Annotated in this window: 14 protein-coding genes, 1 tRNA gene and 1 pseudogene; 8 read left to right on the top strand and 8 right to left on the bottom strand. The window is 60.2% G+C overall.

Annotated features, from left to right (window positions below; translation table 11 throughout):
* Positions 1–42 precede the first annotated feature (42 nt).
* Positions 43–696 carry a J domain-containing protein gene (locus tag FHW37_RS23130; protein WP_145640650.1) on the bottom strand — a complete coding sequence of 218 codons (654 nt, stop codon included), beginning with the start codon at positions 694–696 and terminating at the stop codon, positions 43–45.
* Between the two features lie 116 nt (positions 697–812).
* Here FHW37_RS23130 and FHW37_RS23125 point away from each other — a divergent pair, with 116 nt between their 5' ends.
* A complete protein-coding gene (locus FHW37_RS23125; protein ID WP_145640648.1) occupies positions 813–1,094 on the top strand; it encodes a BolA family protein in 282 nt (93 codons plus the stop codon).
* Positions 1,095–1,230: 136 nt separating this feature from the next.
* Here the strand turns inward: FHW37_RS23125 and FHW37_RS23120 are convergent, their stop codons facing one another.
* The 4 genes and pseudogenes from FHW37_RS23120 to FHW37_RS23105 all read right to left on the bottom strand — a co-directional run bounded on the left by FHW37_RS23120 (position 1,231) and on the right by FHW37_RS23105 (position 4,626).
* Positions 1,231–1,854, bottom strand: coding sequence for a hypothetical protein (locus FHW37_RS23120; RefSeq protein ID WP_145640646.1), 624 nt, complete (start codon positions 1,852–1,854; stop codon positions 1,231–1,233).
* Between the two features lie 137 nt (positions 1,855–1,991).
* A pseudogene (locus FHW37_RS23115) lies at positions 1,992–2,864 on the bottom strand (transporter associated domain-containing protein); the annotation flags it as partial.
* Between the two features lie 11 nt (positions 2,865–2,875).
* Entirely contained in the window at positions 2,876–4,021 is a 1,146-nt protein-coding gene (gene aroB, locus FHW37_RS23110; protein ID WP_145640642.1) for a 3-dehydroquinate synthase, read from the bottom strand.
* On the bottom strand, positions 4,018–4,626 hold the full coding sequence (locus FHW37_RS23105) for a shikimate kinase (RefSeq protein ID WP_145640639.1): 609 nt from the start codon (positions 4,624–4,626) through the stop codon (positions 4,018–4,020). Before FHW37_RS23105 ends, aroB begins: the two co-directional genes overlap by 4 nt.
* A 127-nt stretch (positions 4,627–4,753) precedes the next feature.
* Between FHW37_RS23105 and FHW37_RS33685 the strand changes: the two genes are divergently transcribed.
* The 5 genes from FHW37_RS33685 to FHW37_RS23085 all read left to right on the top strand — a co-directional run bounded on the left by FHW37_RS33685 (position 4,754) and on the right by FHW37_RS23085 (position 8,697).
* Positions 4,754–4,921, top strand: coding sequence for a hypothetical protein (locus FHW37_RS33685; RefSeq protein WP_186458364.1), 168 nt, complete (start codon positions 4,754–4,756; stop codon positions 4,919–4,921).
* Between the two features lie 42 nt (positions 4,922–4,963).
* Positions 4,964–5,905, top strand: coding sequence for a site-specific tyrosine recombinase XerD (gene xerD, locus FHW37_RS23100; protein ID WP_145640637.1), 942 nt, complete (start codon positions 4,964–4,966; stop codon positions 5,903–5,905).
* 64 nt (positions 5,906–5,969) lie between these two features.
* Positions 5,970–6,923, top strand: a complete 954-nt coding sequence (locus FHW37_RS23095) for an acetyl-CoA carboxylase carboxyltransferase subunit alpha (protein WP_145640635.1) — start codon at positions 5,970–5,972, stop codon at positions 6,921–6,923.
* A 197-nt stretch (positions 6,924–7,120) separates the two neighbouring features.
* Complete coding sequence (locus tag FHW37_RS23090) at positions 7,121–8,467, top strand: L,D-transpeptidase family protein (RefSeq protein ID WP_145640633.1); 1,347 nt, start codon at positions 7,121–7,123, stop codon at positions 8,465–8,467.
* A 5-nt stretch (positions 8,468–8,472) separates the two neighbouring features.
* Positions 8,473–8,697 carry a sulfurtransferase TusA family protein gene (locus FHW37_RS23085; protein ID WP_145640631.1) on the top strand — a complete coding sequence of 75 codons (225 nt, stop codon included), beginning with the start codon at positions 8,473–8,475 and terminating at the stop codon, positions 8,695–8,697.
* A 227-nt stretch (positions 8,698–8,924) separates the two neighbouring features.
* Here the strand turns inward: FHW37_RS23085 and FHW37_RS23080 are convergent, their stop codons facing one another.
* On the bottom strand, positions 8,925–10,121 hold the full coding sequence (locus FHW37_RS23080; protein WP_145640629.1) for a CobW family GTP-binding protein: 1,197 nt from the start codon (positions 10,119–10,121) through the stop codon (positions 8,925–8,927).
* Between the two features lie 12 nt (positions 10,122–10,133).
* The gene (locus tag FHW37_RS23075) at positions 10,134–11,255 is read right to left on the bottom strand and encodes a D-alanyl-D-alanine carboxypeptidase family protein (protein ID WP_432442888.1); all 1,122 of its coding nucleotides are present in this window, start codon (positions 11,253–11,255) and stop codon (positions 10,134–10,136) included.
* Positions 11,256–11,410: 155 nt separating this feature from the next.
* Here FHW37_RS23075 and FHW37_RS23070 point away from each other — a divergent pair, with 155 nt between their 5' ends.
* Both FHW37_RS23070 and FHW37_RS23065 read left to right on the top strand, forming a co-directional pair.
* Positions 11,411–12,580, top strand: coding sequence for a M20 aminoacylase family protein (locus tag FHW37_RS23070; RefSeq protein ID WP_145640627.1), 1,170 nt, complete (start codon positions 11,411–11,413; stop codon positions 12,578–12,580).
* 70 nt (positions 12,581–12,650) lie between these two features.
* Positions 12,651–12,727, top strand: a tRNA-Arg gene (locus FHW37_RS23065).
* A 139-nt stretch (positions 12,728–12,866) separates the two neighbouring features.
* On the opposite strand, the gene FHW37_RS23060 is transcribed toward FHW37_RS23065, so the two are convergent.
* Positions 12,867–13,544, bottom strand: a complete 678-nt coding sequence (locus FHW37_RS23060; protein WP_145640625.1) for a DUF2937 family protein — start codon at positions 13,542–13,544, stop codon at positions 12,867–12,869.
* Positions 13,545–13,596: the final 52 nt, after the last annotated feature.

Raw genomic sequence — 13,596 nt, 5'->3', positions numbered from 1 at the left:
CGCCCGCCCGGCCGTCGTCCTCAATGCCATAATGGTAACGGCTTAGCAGAAACCCGCCTGCTTCAACAACTGATATGCTTGAATGACGGCGCGAAAACGTTCTTCCGAACCGCGGTCGCCGCCATTGGCGTCGGGATGGTGCTTTTTCACCAGTTCCTTGTATTTGCGCTTGATGTCGACAGCCGTGGCATTCGCGCTGAGTTCCAGCGTATCGAGAGCCTTGGCTTCCAGCGATTTCAGCTTGCGCCCGCCCGTCTCGAAACGGCCACCGCCGCCATTGGCACGGGCCTGGGAAACGAAACCGAACGGATCGCGAAAACGCTGCTGCGCATAGGCGGCACCAGCACCGGCCGCGGTTGCGCCGGAGCGCATGGTCGAATGCAGTGGCGCATCCTTGGCGGCCTTGTTGACGCCGACAGTCCAGGTCGGGCGGTGACCGGTAATCGCTTCCTTCTGATAGCGCGCAATCTCGCCATCCGACAGGCCGGAGAAATAATTATAGCCCTTGTTATATTCGCGCACGTGATCGAAGCAGAACATGAAGAACTGGCCTTCGGCATTTCGACCCACGGGCGCGCGATGGGCACCCGGCTTGTCGCAGCCGTCCCATTGGCAGGTCGGGGCCTGCGGGGGAGCTTCCTGCTCCCTTTTCCGGCGCGTCCGGATACGGTCGAAATATTTGGAATCGAGTTTCATGAGGCCCTCATTATGGGGTCCGCGGACGGGCCGAACAAGAATTGACAAAGCGGTTTCTTACTGGTTTGTGAATAGCCCCCTGCGTCGCCCCGACGCCGCTTGAAGAGGCCCAAAAAATGTCCGTCAGATCCCGCATCGAAGCCACGCTCAGCGCACATCTCGATCCGGAACATCTGGAGGTGATCGACGAAAGCCACCACCACGCCGGCCACCAGCCGGACATGACAGGCACCGGCGAAACCCATATGCGGGTTCGCATCGTTTCCAAGACATTTGCCGGAATGAGCAGGCTCGACCGCCACCGGGCCGTCAATGCGCTGCTAAAGCCGGAACTGGATGCCGGACTGCATGCACTGGCGGTGGAGGCAGCCGCTCCGGGGGAAGCGACGCGTTGGTGACTGGTCTTAGATGGGGATGATGAGACGGCAAGCCAAGTCAGCCATCTGCCGAATTGCGATGAGCCGCGGCTTTGCATGAGACGCGGATAAGACTGTAGCCGAAACAATTCAGCTGCAAAGGGCTTCCAGCACTAGATCATTTTGGAGGCGTTGCGCCGGCTATTCCGACACGCACGGCATCCGCGGTCACCATATTGTCATCACCGCCCTGGCCCTGCACCGAAACGCCGGCACCGGCCTTTAGATCATCCCTGGTAGCGGGAGAAAGAGCGACGATCGTCGTGCCATCTGGAATGCTGATCTTCCGTTGACCGCCCTGATAGGCAAGCGTCAGAACAGGACCATTCACGTCCTTGACCGCATCGGCAACTGTCGCATTCGTCATCGAGCCATTGGGACGGACACTCCAGGCCCGATCGCCTTCACCAGTACCTTTCATGGAAGCCGGGAAGATCACCACCTGGACGGCACCATTGATGCCACTCTGCGTCGGCTGGGATCCAACACCGACAAAATCGCCGGGTTTAATGTCCGCGACAGAGGCATTCTTGATGCCCATCACGTTCAGGCCAGGCTTCATCATGACCATGATCTCCTTGCCGTCGAGGCTTTTGACCATGAGCGTATCGCCATTCAGGCTTTCGATGGTTCCGCTGATGCGAACCCTGTCGGCAGCGCCGGCGCTCTGCATTATTGCCAGCATCGCAAAGGTGCCGGCGGCAAGTGACGCGGCAACCTTCAGAACGAGACTGCTATTCATGCTCTCTCTCCCTCAAGCCTCTACATGAAAAGGCGATGAGCGACAGTTGCGTCGAATTGGTGTCGCTGGCCTTGGAATATCCGCCCCTGCAGCAACCATTGCCAATCAAACAAGAGTGAAAGGCTGGAGCCGCGTACCTACTCCGCCGGCAGCGCCGTCTCGTCCACCGGCCGGATCCTCAGCCGGGTGATCCGGTTCTTCTCCCGCTTCATCACGATGAACCGCTTGCCGTGGAAGGTAAATGCCTGCCGCTCTTCCGGAATGAGCTTCGATTCGTTAATGACGAGACCAGCAATCGTGGTGGCGTCAGCATCCGGCAGATTCCAGTCAAGGGCGCGGTTGAGGTCGCGGATCGGCACCGAACCGTCAACGACAATCGAACCATCCGCCTCCTGGCGTACACCCTGGATCTCGATATCGTGCTCATCGGCAATGTCGCCGACGATCTCTTCCAGAATATCTTCCAGCGTGACGATGCCCTGGACCTCGCCATATTCGTCGACAACGACGGCGAAATGCATCTTGCGCTTCAGGAAGGCACCGAGCTGATCCTTGAGGCTGGTGCTGTCGGGCACGAACCACGGTTTCTGCGCGATTTTGACGACATCGAGCGTCTGCGGATCGATATCCGGCTCGGCTAATGCCCGCAAAATATCCTTGGCATGCACGATGCCGATGATGTTTTCCGTCGAATTGCGCCAGACGGGCATGCGCGTATAGGGGCTTTCCAGCACCGTGCGCACCACGGTTTCCGGCAGGTCGTCGGCATTGATCGCCCGCATCACCGTGCGGTGCTTCATCACGTCGGAGACTTCCAGTTCCTCGAGCTCGAACAGGCCGCTCAGCCGGTCGCGATGCTGATGGTTGAAATTCTGGTCGCGATGGATCGTGTCGAGCGCCGCATGAAGGGCGTCATGGTTCGACAAAGCCAGCGTCTCCGGCGACAGCGACGCGCCGGACATGCGAAGCAGGCTGCGGATCAGCGCGTTGATCACTCGCGAAAACAGCCCCGCCTTTGTCGTCATTTGCCCCGCTTGCCCTCAAGGAAGGAAAGAACTTCGGAAGACGGTACATCGTCGGCCACAAAAGCCTCGCCGATACCGCGGGTGAGGATGAAGGTGAGCTTGCCGCCCTTGACCTTCTTGTCCTGGGCGATCGCGTCCAGCAGCTTTTCGGTCGGCGGCATTTCGCCGGGGATCTCGTCGATCCGGGTCGGCAGACCGACGCTCTTCAGGTGCTTTTCGACCCGTACCGCATCGTCCGGGCTTGCCAGATTGAGCCGCGACGAGAACTGGTAGGCGAGAACCATGCCGATCGACACGCCCTCACCATGCACGAGACGTGCGCTGTCATACTGCGTTGCAGCTTCCAGCGCATGGCCGAATGTATGGCCAAGATTGAGCAGCGCGCGCCGACCGTTCTCGCGCTCGTCCTCGACGACGACATCCGACTTCGCCTGACAGGCGATGGCAATCGCCTCGATCCGCTCCGGCCCGCCGGCAAACATCGGCTTCCAGTTCTTTTCCAGCCAGGCGAAAAAGTCCGGCTGGTCGATCAGGCCGTATTTGGCCACTTCCGCATAACCCGCGCGGAATTCGCGCTCAGACAGCGTGTCGAGCGCCGCCGTATCAGCGAGAACCAGATCCGGCTGGTGAAACACGCCGAGCAGGTTCTTGCCATGGCGGGTATTGATGCCGGTCTTGCCCCCGACGGAGGAATCCACCTGCGCCAGAAGCGAGGTCGGGATCTGCACGAAGCGCACGCCGCGGCGCACGATACCGGCCGCAAAGCCCGCAAGATCGCCGATCACGCCGCCGCCAAGCGCAATCACGGCATCGTTGCGTTCGATGCGGGCGGCGAGCACCATGTCGGTGACGGTCGCCAAATGTTCGAGGCTCTTGGTCTTTTCGCCGGCCGGCAGGGTCAGGGAAACGGCTTCGATCCCGTCCGTCTGCAGACTGTCCATCAGCGCTTCGAGATAAAGCGGCGCGACATTCTCGTCGGTCACGATCGCGGCGCGACGGCCCTTCAGTCGCGAAGTGATCTCGCCGCCGGCGCGGCCGATCAGGCCGGGGCCGATCAGGATGTCATAGGCGCGCTCGCCGAGCGGCACATGAACCAGACGTTCGGCTTCGGAGCGCTCGGAGGACCGGGAAGATACTTTCATTTCAATTCACCTTTGCCCGCCAGATCACCTTCACCAGAAAGCCCGGCGAGTGCTTTCAACACCTCGTCGACCATGACTTCCTTGCGGACGTTTTCAGAAAGGATGGTCATGTCCGCTTCCGCATAGACCGGATAACGCTGGATCATCAGGTTTTCGAGCGTCTGTCTTGGATTTTCCGTCTTCAGCAACGGCCGATGATCGCGCCGGCTGACGCGATCCCAGAGCACGTCGAGGTCGGCCTTCAACCAGATCGAAACGCCGCCGAGCTTGATCTGGGCTCGGGTCGCCTCGTTGATGAAGGCACCGCCGCCGGTGGAAACGACACGAGGCCCCTGTTTCAAGAGCCGCTCGATCACCCGAGTCTCTAGCGCCCGGAACTCCGTTTCGCCGTAAGCGGCAAACAGTTCGGAGATCGACATGCGGGAAACCTTTTCGATTTCCGCATCGGTATCGATAAAGGGGATGGAAAGCGTCTGCGCCACGAGACGGCCGATCACCGACTTGCCGGCGCCCATCAGGCCGACAAAGATCAGGTTGCGCTTGCCCAGCGCCTGGCGCGCCTGTTCGCTGAGCGGTTGTCCTGCAAGTGATGCAACTTCGTTCATGGTGTCGTCCGTTTGAAAAACGGTATCGACAAATGCACTCGAAGCGTCAAGCCGCGGAAAGCCGAAAGTTCTTGTCGATCTATAAACATTTAACGATATATTGCGTCGCGATGATGCGGAGTTCCTGATGCCTACCCTGTTCCGGTTTCTGTTCGTTCTGGCGGTGATTGCCGGCATCGCCTACGGGAGCATGGTTGCATTGGTTGTGCTTGTCGAGCCGCGGCCGCGGGATGTGACGGTGCGCATTCCGTCCGAACGCCTCAACCCGCCTGCAGCGTCGCCGCAGAAACCCTGATCCCTGCCCGGCTCCACCGCCGTAAAATACGAAAGACAGTCGATGGCAGACCTTTCGCGCGCCCATATGGAAGCCTTCCTCGAAATGATGAGCGCCGAACGCGGTGCGGCGACCAATACCCTCTCGTCCTATGAGCGAGATCTGGACGACATGCTTTCCTTTCTCGCCAGCCGCAGCAAGACGGCGTCTTCGGCCGAAAGCGCGGATCTTTCCGCCTATCTCACGCACCTGAACCGGCAGGGATTTGCCGCCTCTTCCCAGGCGCGGCGACTGTCGGCCATGCGGCAGTTCTACAAATTCCTCTACGCCGAAAACCTGCGCGGGGACGACCCGACCTCGGTTCTAGACGCACCGAAAAAAGGCCGCCCGCTGCCCAAGATCATGAGCGAGGAAGACGTGACCCGGCTTCTGGAGCGCGCCAGTGAAGAAGCGCAGGAGCCGGGCGACGACCCCCTCGGCCCCACACGCATGCACGCGCTTCTCGAACTGCTCTATGCTACGGGCATGCGCGTCAGCGAACTCGTCTCGCTCCCCGTAAAAGTGCTGGATCAGGAGGGCCGTTTTCTGATCATCCGCGGCAAGGGCGCCAAGGAAAGGCTCGTGCCGCTGTCGCGCGCCGCAATCGCAGCGATCAAGGTTTACGGCACAGCAAGAGAGAAGGATCCGCGGGCTGCGGAAAGCAACTGGCTGTTTCCCTCCTCCGGCAAGGAAGGTTTTCTGCCGCGTCAGGTTTTTGCCCGCGACCTGAAGGGATTGGCGGCGCGGGCGGGCTTGAGAGCGACCTCAATCTCGCCGCATGTGCTGCGCCACGCCTTTGCCAGCCACCTCCTGCAGAATGGCGCGGACCTGCGCGTCGTGCAGGAACTGCTTGGCCATTCGGACATTTCGACGACACAAATCTACACACATGTGCTGGAAGAAAGGCTGAGAGAGACGGTGCAAATGCATCACCCTCTTGCAAAACAGGCCAAAAACCGGGATTAGAGGCGCCAATTGAAAAAAGGGAGCCTCGCGTTCCCCAAGTTAAAACAACCGGAAGCCGGATCTCATGCAAACTTATCTCGACTTCGAAAAGCCGATCTCGGACCTTGAGGGCAAGATTCACGAGCTGAAAAAGCTCGCGGACGAGAATGAGAGCATCGACACGACTGATGAGATCACGCGGCTTGAAGCGCGCGTGAAGGAATCGGTCAAGGAGATCTATTCCAAGCTCGGTGCCTGGGAAAAGACGCAGGTCGCGCGCCATCCGCAGCGCCCGCATTTCGTTGATTACGCAGCCCACCTCTTCACCGATTTCACGCCGCTGGCCGGCGACCGCAATTTCGGCGAGGACGCTGCCATCCAGGCTGGCCTTGCCCGTTTCAACGGCATGCCTGTGGCGCTGATCGGTCAGGAAAAGGGCCACGACACCAAGTCCCGCCTCAAGCACAACTTTGGCAGCCCGCGACCGGAAGGCTATCGCAAGGCGATCCGCATTCTTGAACTGGCCGACCGTTTCAAGCTGCCGATCATCAGCCTGATCGACACCGCAGGCGCCTATCCGGGCGTCGGCGCCGAAGAACGCGGCCAGGCGGAAGCCATCGCCCGTTCGACGGAAATGTGCCTTGCCGTCAAGGTTCCGCTGATCTCGATCGTCATCGGCGAAGGCGGCTCCGGCGGCGCGATCGCGATCGCCACCGGCAACAAGGTCTACATGCTCGAGCATTCGATCTATTCGGTCATCTCGCCGGAAGGTGCAGCCTCGATCCTGTGGCGCGATTCGACCCGCGCCCGCGAAGCGGCAACGAACATGAAGATCACCGCCGAAGACCTGAAGTCGCTCGGCATCATTGACGACATCATCGCAGAGCCGGTCGGCGGCGCCCATCGCGATCCGATGTTCGTCATCAATGCTGCCGGCAAGGTCATCGCCTCGGCGCTGGCCGAACTCGGCAAGCTTTCCGGCGAAGAAGTCCGCAACGCCCGCCGCCAGAAATTCCTCGATATCGGCCGCAATCTCTGATCTTCCAGGATCAGGCGGCCGCTCTCGTCAAATTGACAAAATCTGTCTATAGTCCGGCCGTGGGAAAACCGGGGCGGCCGGATCGGTTTGACTGGACAGGTCCGCAGAAGCGGTTAAGAAGATGTAAAGCTTACCGGCTTATTATCATGCACCTGTAACGGCAGTTATTTGCCATTCCTGATACGTGGTTTGTCTCGATGCGCTTGAAACACATCGCTTTCGCCCTTCTGGTAGCGACCGCCCTCACCGGCTGTAATGACACGCTCGATACCGCCAAGATCGATCTCTCGACCGTCAAGAACAAGGTTGAGCAGCCCCTGCCTGCGACAGTCCTTGCGGACATGCAGAAGAAGGACATGCCGCGCCAGTCGCCGATCATGATCCGCATCCTCAAGGAAGAGGGCAAGCTGGAGATCTGGAAGGCGAAGGCCGACAACCGTTTCGACGTCATCAAGAGCTATGACATCTGCGCCTGGTCCGGCAAGCTCGGCCCGAAGATCAAGGAAGGCGACCGGCAGGCTCCGGAAGGTTTTTACAATCTGACGCCGGCGCATCTCAATCCGAACTCGAAATATTACCTCGCGATCAATACCGGCTTCCCGAACCGCTATGATCAGGCGAACGGCCGTTATGGCACGAACCTGATGATCCACGGCGCCTGCTCCTCATCCGGCTGCTATTCGATGACCGACGAACAGGTTCTGGAAATCTACGCCTTTGCTCGCGACGCCTTCAAGGGCGGCCAGACCTCGGTTCAGCTCGAAGCGCTGCCCTTCCGCATGACTGCGGAAAACATGGCGCGCCATCGCGACAATCCGAATTACGATTTCTGGAAGATGCTGAAGGTCGGCTACGACAATTTCGAAGTGACCAAGCGTCCGCCGGATGTCGGTTTCTGCGAGAAGAAATACGTCTTCAACCAGCAGACCAATCCGACCGGTGGCGCCGCCGGCGCCTGCCCGTCATCCGCCACGCCGCCTGCGCTCGTCTCGGCTCTGTCTTCCTATGACAAGACCTATGACGTCGCTTACAAGTCGGCACTCGACAAGTTCGACGGCAAGGTCTGGTACGAACCGAGCGAAGCCGAGCGCAAGGCCGTCGTTGCCGGCAAGCGCAAGGGCCGCGAACTCGCCTATGCGCCGACCGGCACCTCGCTCGAAGCCGGCAAGCTGATGAGCGAAGCTGATTTCAAGTCGCTGATGGAAAAGAAGATGGCCGCCGCCAATGGTGCGCCGGCCAATACCGTGCTTGCGTCCGCAGGCCCGATGCCCGCAGGCTACGCAACGTCAGGCACGCCTCGCGCAGCGTCTGCCGCCGAGCGCATGAAGCAGGACCGCCTGCCGATGACGGCGTCCGCAACCGCCTCGATCCCGTCCTCCGCACCGGCCATCGCCGCTGCAAGCACCCCGACCATTGCCACGGCGCAGGGCAAGACCATTGCCGTGCCGGTTCCGGAACAGAATCCGCTTGCTTATGCCGCTGTACCGCAGCCGGTCTCGGAAGAAGCCAAGAAGCCGTTCTGGAAGTTCTGGGCCAAGGACTGACACGCATGTCCGCGGAGAGCTATGATCTTCGCGGGCTGAAATGCCCCCTCCCCGTCCTGAAAACCCGTCGCCGCCTGAAGGAAATGCCTTCGGGTGCAGAACTGACGGTGGAAACCACCGATCCGCTCGCCGGCATCGATATCCCGCATCTTTGCAATGAGGACGGCCATGCGCTTCTCCTGTCCGAACGGACGGAAACGGGGCATAGGTTCGTGATCCGGAAGGGTTGAGAATTTTTGGCGTGCGGGCGGCGCTTAAAGTCTTAGCGATACCGCTGCGCTTGCCCCTCATCCGGCTGCCGCCACCTTCTCCCCGCAGGCGGGGAGAAGGAATATGCCGATAGCTCTCTGTACCTCTCCCGCATTTCGTGAGCCACGTCCCCTCTCCCCGCAAGCGGGGAGAGGGTTAGGGTGAGGGGCAACTTAGCCATGATGCCGGCAGCGAGAGCGTCAAATCGCTAGATCTTCATCCCCGGCACCGAGAGCGGGTTATCCTCAAGCGCCGCCCTATCCGGCCGGTCGAGCCGCGGCTGGCCGGTAAAAGCGGCGAACAGGTCGGAGACAAAGGCCTCAGGCAGATCCTGGGTGATCAGCACCATACGGGTGCGGCGATCCGAACCTTCCGGCCATTTCGCCAGGCGCTCCGGCGGGTGAAACACGCTCTGCACACCATGCAGCACCAGCGGACGCTCCGGATTGTCGGAGAGCGCCACGATCGCCTTCATCCGCAAAAGCTTTTCGCCATGAGCCGACCGCAAAAGATCGACGAACATGTTGAGCGCCATCGGATCGATCGGCTTGTCATGGATGATCGAGAAGGAGCGTATATCTTCGCCATGGCGGTTGATATCATGGTGGTGATGGCCGCCATGTGCGTGGTGACCGTGATCATGATGGTCGTGCCCGTGATGCGCATGGTGGTCGTCATGATGATGGTGATCATGCGCATGATCGTGGTGATGGTGATGCCCGTCACCAGCCAGTTCGTCGCGTAGCCAACGGTCCACGTCGGCGATCTTCGTCGCCGGGTCATAAAGCCCGTTGACCAGGATCGCGGCAATGCCGGCCTCAGAACTATCGCCATCGACCACAGGCGCGCGTGGGTTCAGCGTGGCAAGCCGCGCCTTCAGCGCCGCAACCTGAGCCGCATCAGCCATGGACAGCTTGGAGATCACCAGCCGATCGGCAACAGCAACCTGCTTGACCGCCTCGATGTGCCGGTCGAGCGTCGAAAGACCGTTCACCGCATCGACCACGGTGACGACGCCATCAAGGACGAAATTCTGGGCAATGACAGGATTTCCCATCACCGACTGCATGACCGGCGCCGGATCGGCAAGCCCGGTCGTTTCGATCACGACCCGGTGGATCGGCTGCAGCCTTCCGGTCTGCACGCCATCCATCAGAGAGGCGAGCGTATCGATCAGCTCGCCGCGGATCGTGCAGCAGAGGCAGCCGTTCGAAAGTTCGAGCAGCGCATCGCCGGAGGATTCGACCAGCAGATTGTCGATCCCGACCTCACCGAACTCGTTGATGATGACCGCCGTATTGCTGGTCTCCGGATCCTTGAGAATGCGGTTGAGCAAAGTCGACTTGCCGGCCCCGAGAAAACCCGTGAGGATCGAGACCGGAATGCGCTTGTCCATCGAGGCCATGGGCGAAAACCCTCAGAGGCTCGGACGCGGGCTCGGCAGCGGCACATTTGCCGTCTGGCCGGGCTTCACATTGGCATTCTTGGCGCCCTTCACCGGCGGCTCGATCTCGCCGCCCGTAATCGGCATCACCGAGGTAAACTGCGGCTCATGGTCCATCTTGTGGATATAGGGCGAATGCTGGATCGTGCGGCCGGCATCGTCGCGCGTTTCGCTGCGCACTTTTGCCGCCTTCGGATTGCAGATCTCGGCGCTGACATCGTTGACTTCGGCCGTATTGCCATAGGCCGGCAGCGAGGCGAGCGGCACACCTTCGTTCGGCGAAGAGGTCAGGCCCTGCTGCAAGAGGTTCGCCGTATCGTCGGCGCGACCGGCAAGGCTGTCGGAACCGAGCACGACAGAAATCACCTGGCGATCGCCCCGCGTCGCCGAACCGATCTGGTTGAAGCCGGAGGCGCAGATGAAGCCGGTCTTCATGCCGTCAGCACCATCAAAACGGCCGATCAGCGTGTTGTAGTTGGAATATTGCTTCTTGCCCGTATCGATGCCTTCGAGCGAGAAATAACCCTGATATTCCGGGAAATCGCGCTTCAGCCGCAACGTCAGCACAGCCAGATCGCGCGCCGTCGAATATTGGCCCTTGCCGGGCAGGCCGTTCGGATTGATGTAATGAGTCGAGGTCATCCCAAGCTTCGCCGCCTCGGCATTCATCATGTTGACGAACTGCTCGATCGAGCCACCGCCGACTGTTTCGCCGACCGCAAACGCCATGTCATTGGCGGATTTGACGAGCATCATCTTCAGGGCATTGTCGAGCGTCATCGTCGTGCCGACCGAGAAGAACATCTTGCTCGGCGGCTGGTTCGCTGCCTTCTGGCTGACGGTCACCGTGCTGTTGAGATTAAGGCGACCGCTCTTCAGGGCATCGAAGGCCACGTAAGCCGTCATAAGCTTGGTCAGCGATGCCGGATACCATTTGATGAACGCGTCCTGATGGGCGATCACCCGGCCGGTCTTCACATCAACGATGATCCGCGGATTGGCGGAGGCGGCTGTTGCGGTGGCAAGCACCCCGAAAACCGTCACGGCGGAAACGAGCCGGCGAGCGGCGGCGGATCGAAGCATGGAAAGTGGCAAGACAGTCCTCGTCGGTTACGACTTAACGAGTGTGGCGCATATGCGGCCTATGTGTCCAAGCAATGGCAAAGAAGATTGATTCCGTCAATCAAGCGGGGCACACTCTTCGCCGGGAGAGCCGTCATAACCGCGTGAGTAGCAGAACAGGAAATTTTATGCCTATTTTGAACCGGGCCGCCGAACTTCAGGGCGAGGTCAGCGAGTGGCGCCGTCATCTCCATGAAAATCCCGAAATCCTTTACGCGGTCGAAAACACTGCAGCCTTTGTCGCCGAAAAACTCGAAGAATTTGGCGTGGACGAGATCGTCACCGGCATCGGCCGCACCGGCGTCGTCGGTATCATTCACGGCAAGGGTGGTGCTGGTAACGGCCGCACGATCGGCCTTCGCGCCGATATGGACGCCCTGCCGCTGACTGAGCTGACGAACAAGCCCTGGGCTTCAAAGACCGAAGGCCGCATGCATGCCTGCGGCCATGACGGCCACACCTCCATGCTGCTCGGCGCTGCCAAATATCTGGCCGAAACACGCAATTTCGACGGCACGGTCGCGCTGATCTTCCAGCCCGCCGAAGAAGGCGGCGCCGGTGCGCTCGCCATGATCGAAGACGGCATGATGGAGCGCTTCGGCATCGACGAAGTTTATGGCATGCACAATATGCCAGGCATCCCCGTCGGCCAGTTCGCCATCCGCAAGGGCGGCATCATGGCAGCACCCGACAAGTTTTCCATCACCATCAAGGGCCGCGGCGGCCACGCGGCCCAGCCGCACAAGACGATCGACCCGATCTTCATCGGCTCGCAACTGGTCGGCAGCCTGCAGGCGATCGCCGCCCGCAATGCCGATCCGGTCAATTCCGTCGTCATATCCGTCACCCGCTTCGACGCGGGCACCACCCACAACATCATCCCCGACCAGGCAACGCTGATGGGCACCGTTCGTACATTGAGCGAAGAGACACGAGACCTTGCCGAAAACCGCATCCGCCAGATCGTCGACGGCATCGTTTCTGCCCACGGCGCGGAAGCCTCAATCGACTACGAACGCAAATGCCCGGTGACCAGCAACCACGACCGCGAGACCGATCACGCAGTCCGCGTCGCCTCCGACATCGTCGGCGCGTCGAATGTCGACCCGAGCGTCGATCCCAGCATGGCCGGCGAGGATTTTGCCTTCATGCTGCAACGCCGCCCGGGCGCCTTCATCTTCATCGGCAATGGCGATACCGCACCGCTGCACAACCCGCATTACGATTTTGACGACGAGTCCCTGTCCTACGGCATGTCCTATTGGGTCAAGCTCGTGGAGCAGCGGCTGAGCGAGTAAATATCGGAAATCACGCCGGGCGGAAAAACACTTGGCTTCCCGCCCGGCCTTTTGTATGGATCACCCGAGTGGTCCCATAGCTCAGCAGGATAGAGCGCAGGATTCCTAATCCTGAGGCCGATGGTTCGAATCCATCTGGGATCACCATAAATCTCAGTTACTTAAGAATAGCGACGTTCTTGGGCATTCCACCCGCGTTCCTAAGCATCTATTTTGATGCTCTTGCCATTGCGGATTTAAGCTGGAAAACACACGTTGCAGCCTATCGTTTGCCGTCGCCAAATGATCACACGGTATGATGCGGTATCTCACGCGGCCCTTTCTCGCGGAAAAGATCGTCCCGGAGCCGCTTCACATCTGCTTTTTCCGCTTGCCCTGTTAGCTCGAACTTTTCTCCATTATCGCCTATCTCGTGCTGCCGTGGGGGAGACCCTGAAATAGATCCGCCGGCCTTTCGTTGTGGCCCGCGCTTCACATGTCGCCGCCGCAAGGAAGCCGTGCCGAACAGCCCCGCCACCAGCCACCCGGCAATAAGCCCGACCACGGCCCAGACAAAGCCGGCCATGGTGACTGGCACACCCGGATTGAAATCGCGCCAGGCATTGGTGACCAGGTCGGGATCGGGATTGCGCAGGATGACGAAGGGTTTTGCGATCGGTGGCGCCTGCTGCAGGTCACGGTTCTGCTGGTCGAGCACGGCATAACGATCGAAATTATGCTGCATGGCGCCCCCTTGGGAGCGCAAGAACTGTTCCGGAGAGGCGGCATAGAGCTCGAGCGCCTTCTGACGGTCGAGGCCGTTGCGGTTGGCTTCGTTGTCGAACCTTGTGATGACGGCCCGCAATTCGTCGAGCGCACCGCCGATCCGCTGCCGGTATTGCTGCGCGAATTCCGGCGCCTGGGAAAAGAAAATCCCGCCCAGCATTGCCATCGCCAGCGTCAGCATTCGTCCAAACATCAGCATGATGCACGTGCTCCCGTTTCAGGAGTCCAACGGACCACGCCTTCAAAAGTTG

Origin of the sequence: Neorhizobium alkalisoli (assembly GCF_007829835.1) — a bacterium.
Classification (GTDB): Bacteria; Pseudomonadota; Alphaproteobacteria; order Rhizobiales; family Rhizobiaceae; genus Neorhizobium.
Note: the sequence above shows the minus strand (reverse complement) of the source record. Positions and strands in the feature narration are given on the sequence as shown.

Excerpts from the sequence above, each read along its gene's own strand:
- FHW37_RS23060 (WP_145640625.1), bottom strand. The coding sequence starts at position 13,544 with ATGCTGATGTTTGGACGAATGCTGACGCTGGCGATGGCAATGCTGGGC.
- FHW37_RS23105 (WP_145640639.1), bottom strand. The coding sequence starts at position 4,626 with ATGAACGAAGTTGCATCACTTGCAGGACAACCGCTCAGCGAACAGGCG.
- xerD (WP_145640637.1), top strand. The coding sequence starts at position 4,964 with ATGGCAGACCTTTCGCGCGCCCATATGGAAGCCTTCCTCGAAATGATG.
- FHW37_RS23095 (WP_145640635.1), top strand. The coding sequence starts at position 5,970 with ATGCAAACTTATCTCGACTTCGAAAAGCCGATCTCGGACCTTGAGGGC.
- FHW37_RS23085 (WP_145640631.1), top strand. The coding sequence starts at position 8,473 with ATGTCCGCGGAGAGCTATGATCTTCGCGGGCTGAAATGCCCCCTCCCC.
- FHW37_RS23125 (WP_145640648.1), top strand. The coding sequence starts at position 813 with ATGTCCGTCAGATCCCGCATCGAAGCCACGCTCAGCGCACATCTCGAT.
- FHW37_RS23120 (WP_145640646.1), bottom strand. The coding sequence starts at position 1,854 with ATGAATAGCAGTCTCGTTCTGAAGGTTGCCGCGTCACTTGCCGCCGGC.
- FHW37_RS23080 (WP_145640629.1), bottom strand. The coding sequence starts at position 10,121 with ATGGCCTCGATGGACAAGCGCATTCCGGTCTCGATCCTCACGGGTTTT.
- FHW37_RS23090 (WP_145640633.1), top strand. The coding sequence starts at position 7,121 with ATGCGCTTGAAACACATCGCTTTCGCCCTTCTGGTAGCGACCGCCCTC.
- FHW37_RS23070 (WP_145640627.1), top strand. The coding sequence starts at position 11,411 with ATGCCTATTTTGAACCGGGCCGCCGAACTTCAGGGCGAGGTCAGCGAG.
- FHW37_RS23130 (WP_145640650.1), bottom strand. The coding sequence starts at position 696 with ATGAAACTCGATTCCAAATATTTCGACCGTATCCGGACGCGCCGGAAA.
- aroB (WP_145640642.1), bottom strand. The coding sequence starts at position 4,021 with ATGAAAGTATCTTCCCGGTCCTCCGAGCGCTCCGAAGCCGAACGTCTG.
- FHW37_RS33685 (WP_186458364.1), top strand. The coding sequence starts at position 4,754 with ATGCCTACCCTGTTCCGGTTTCTGTTCGTTCTGGCGGTGATTGCCGGC.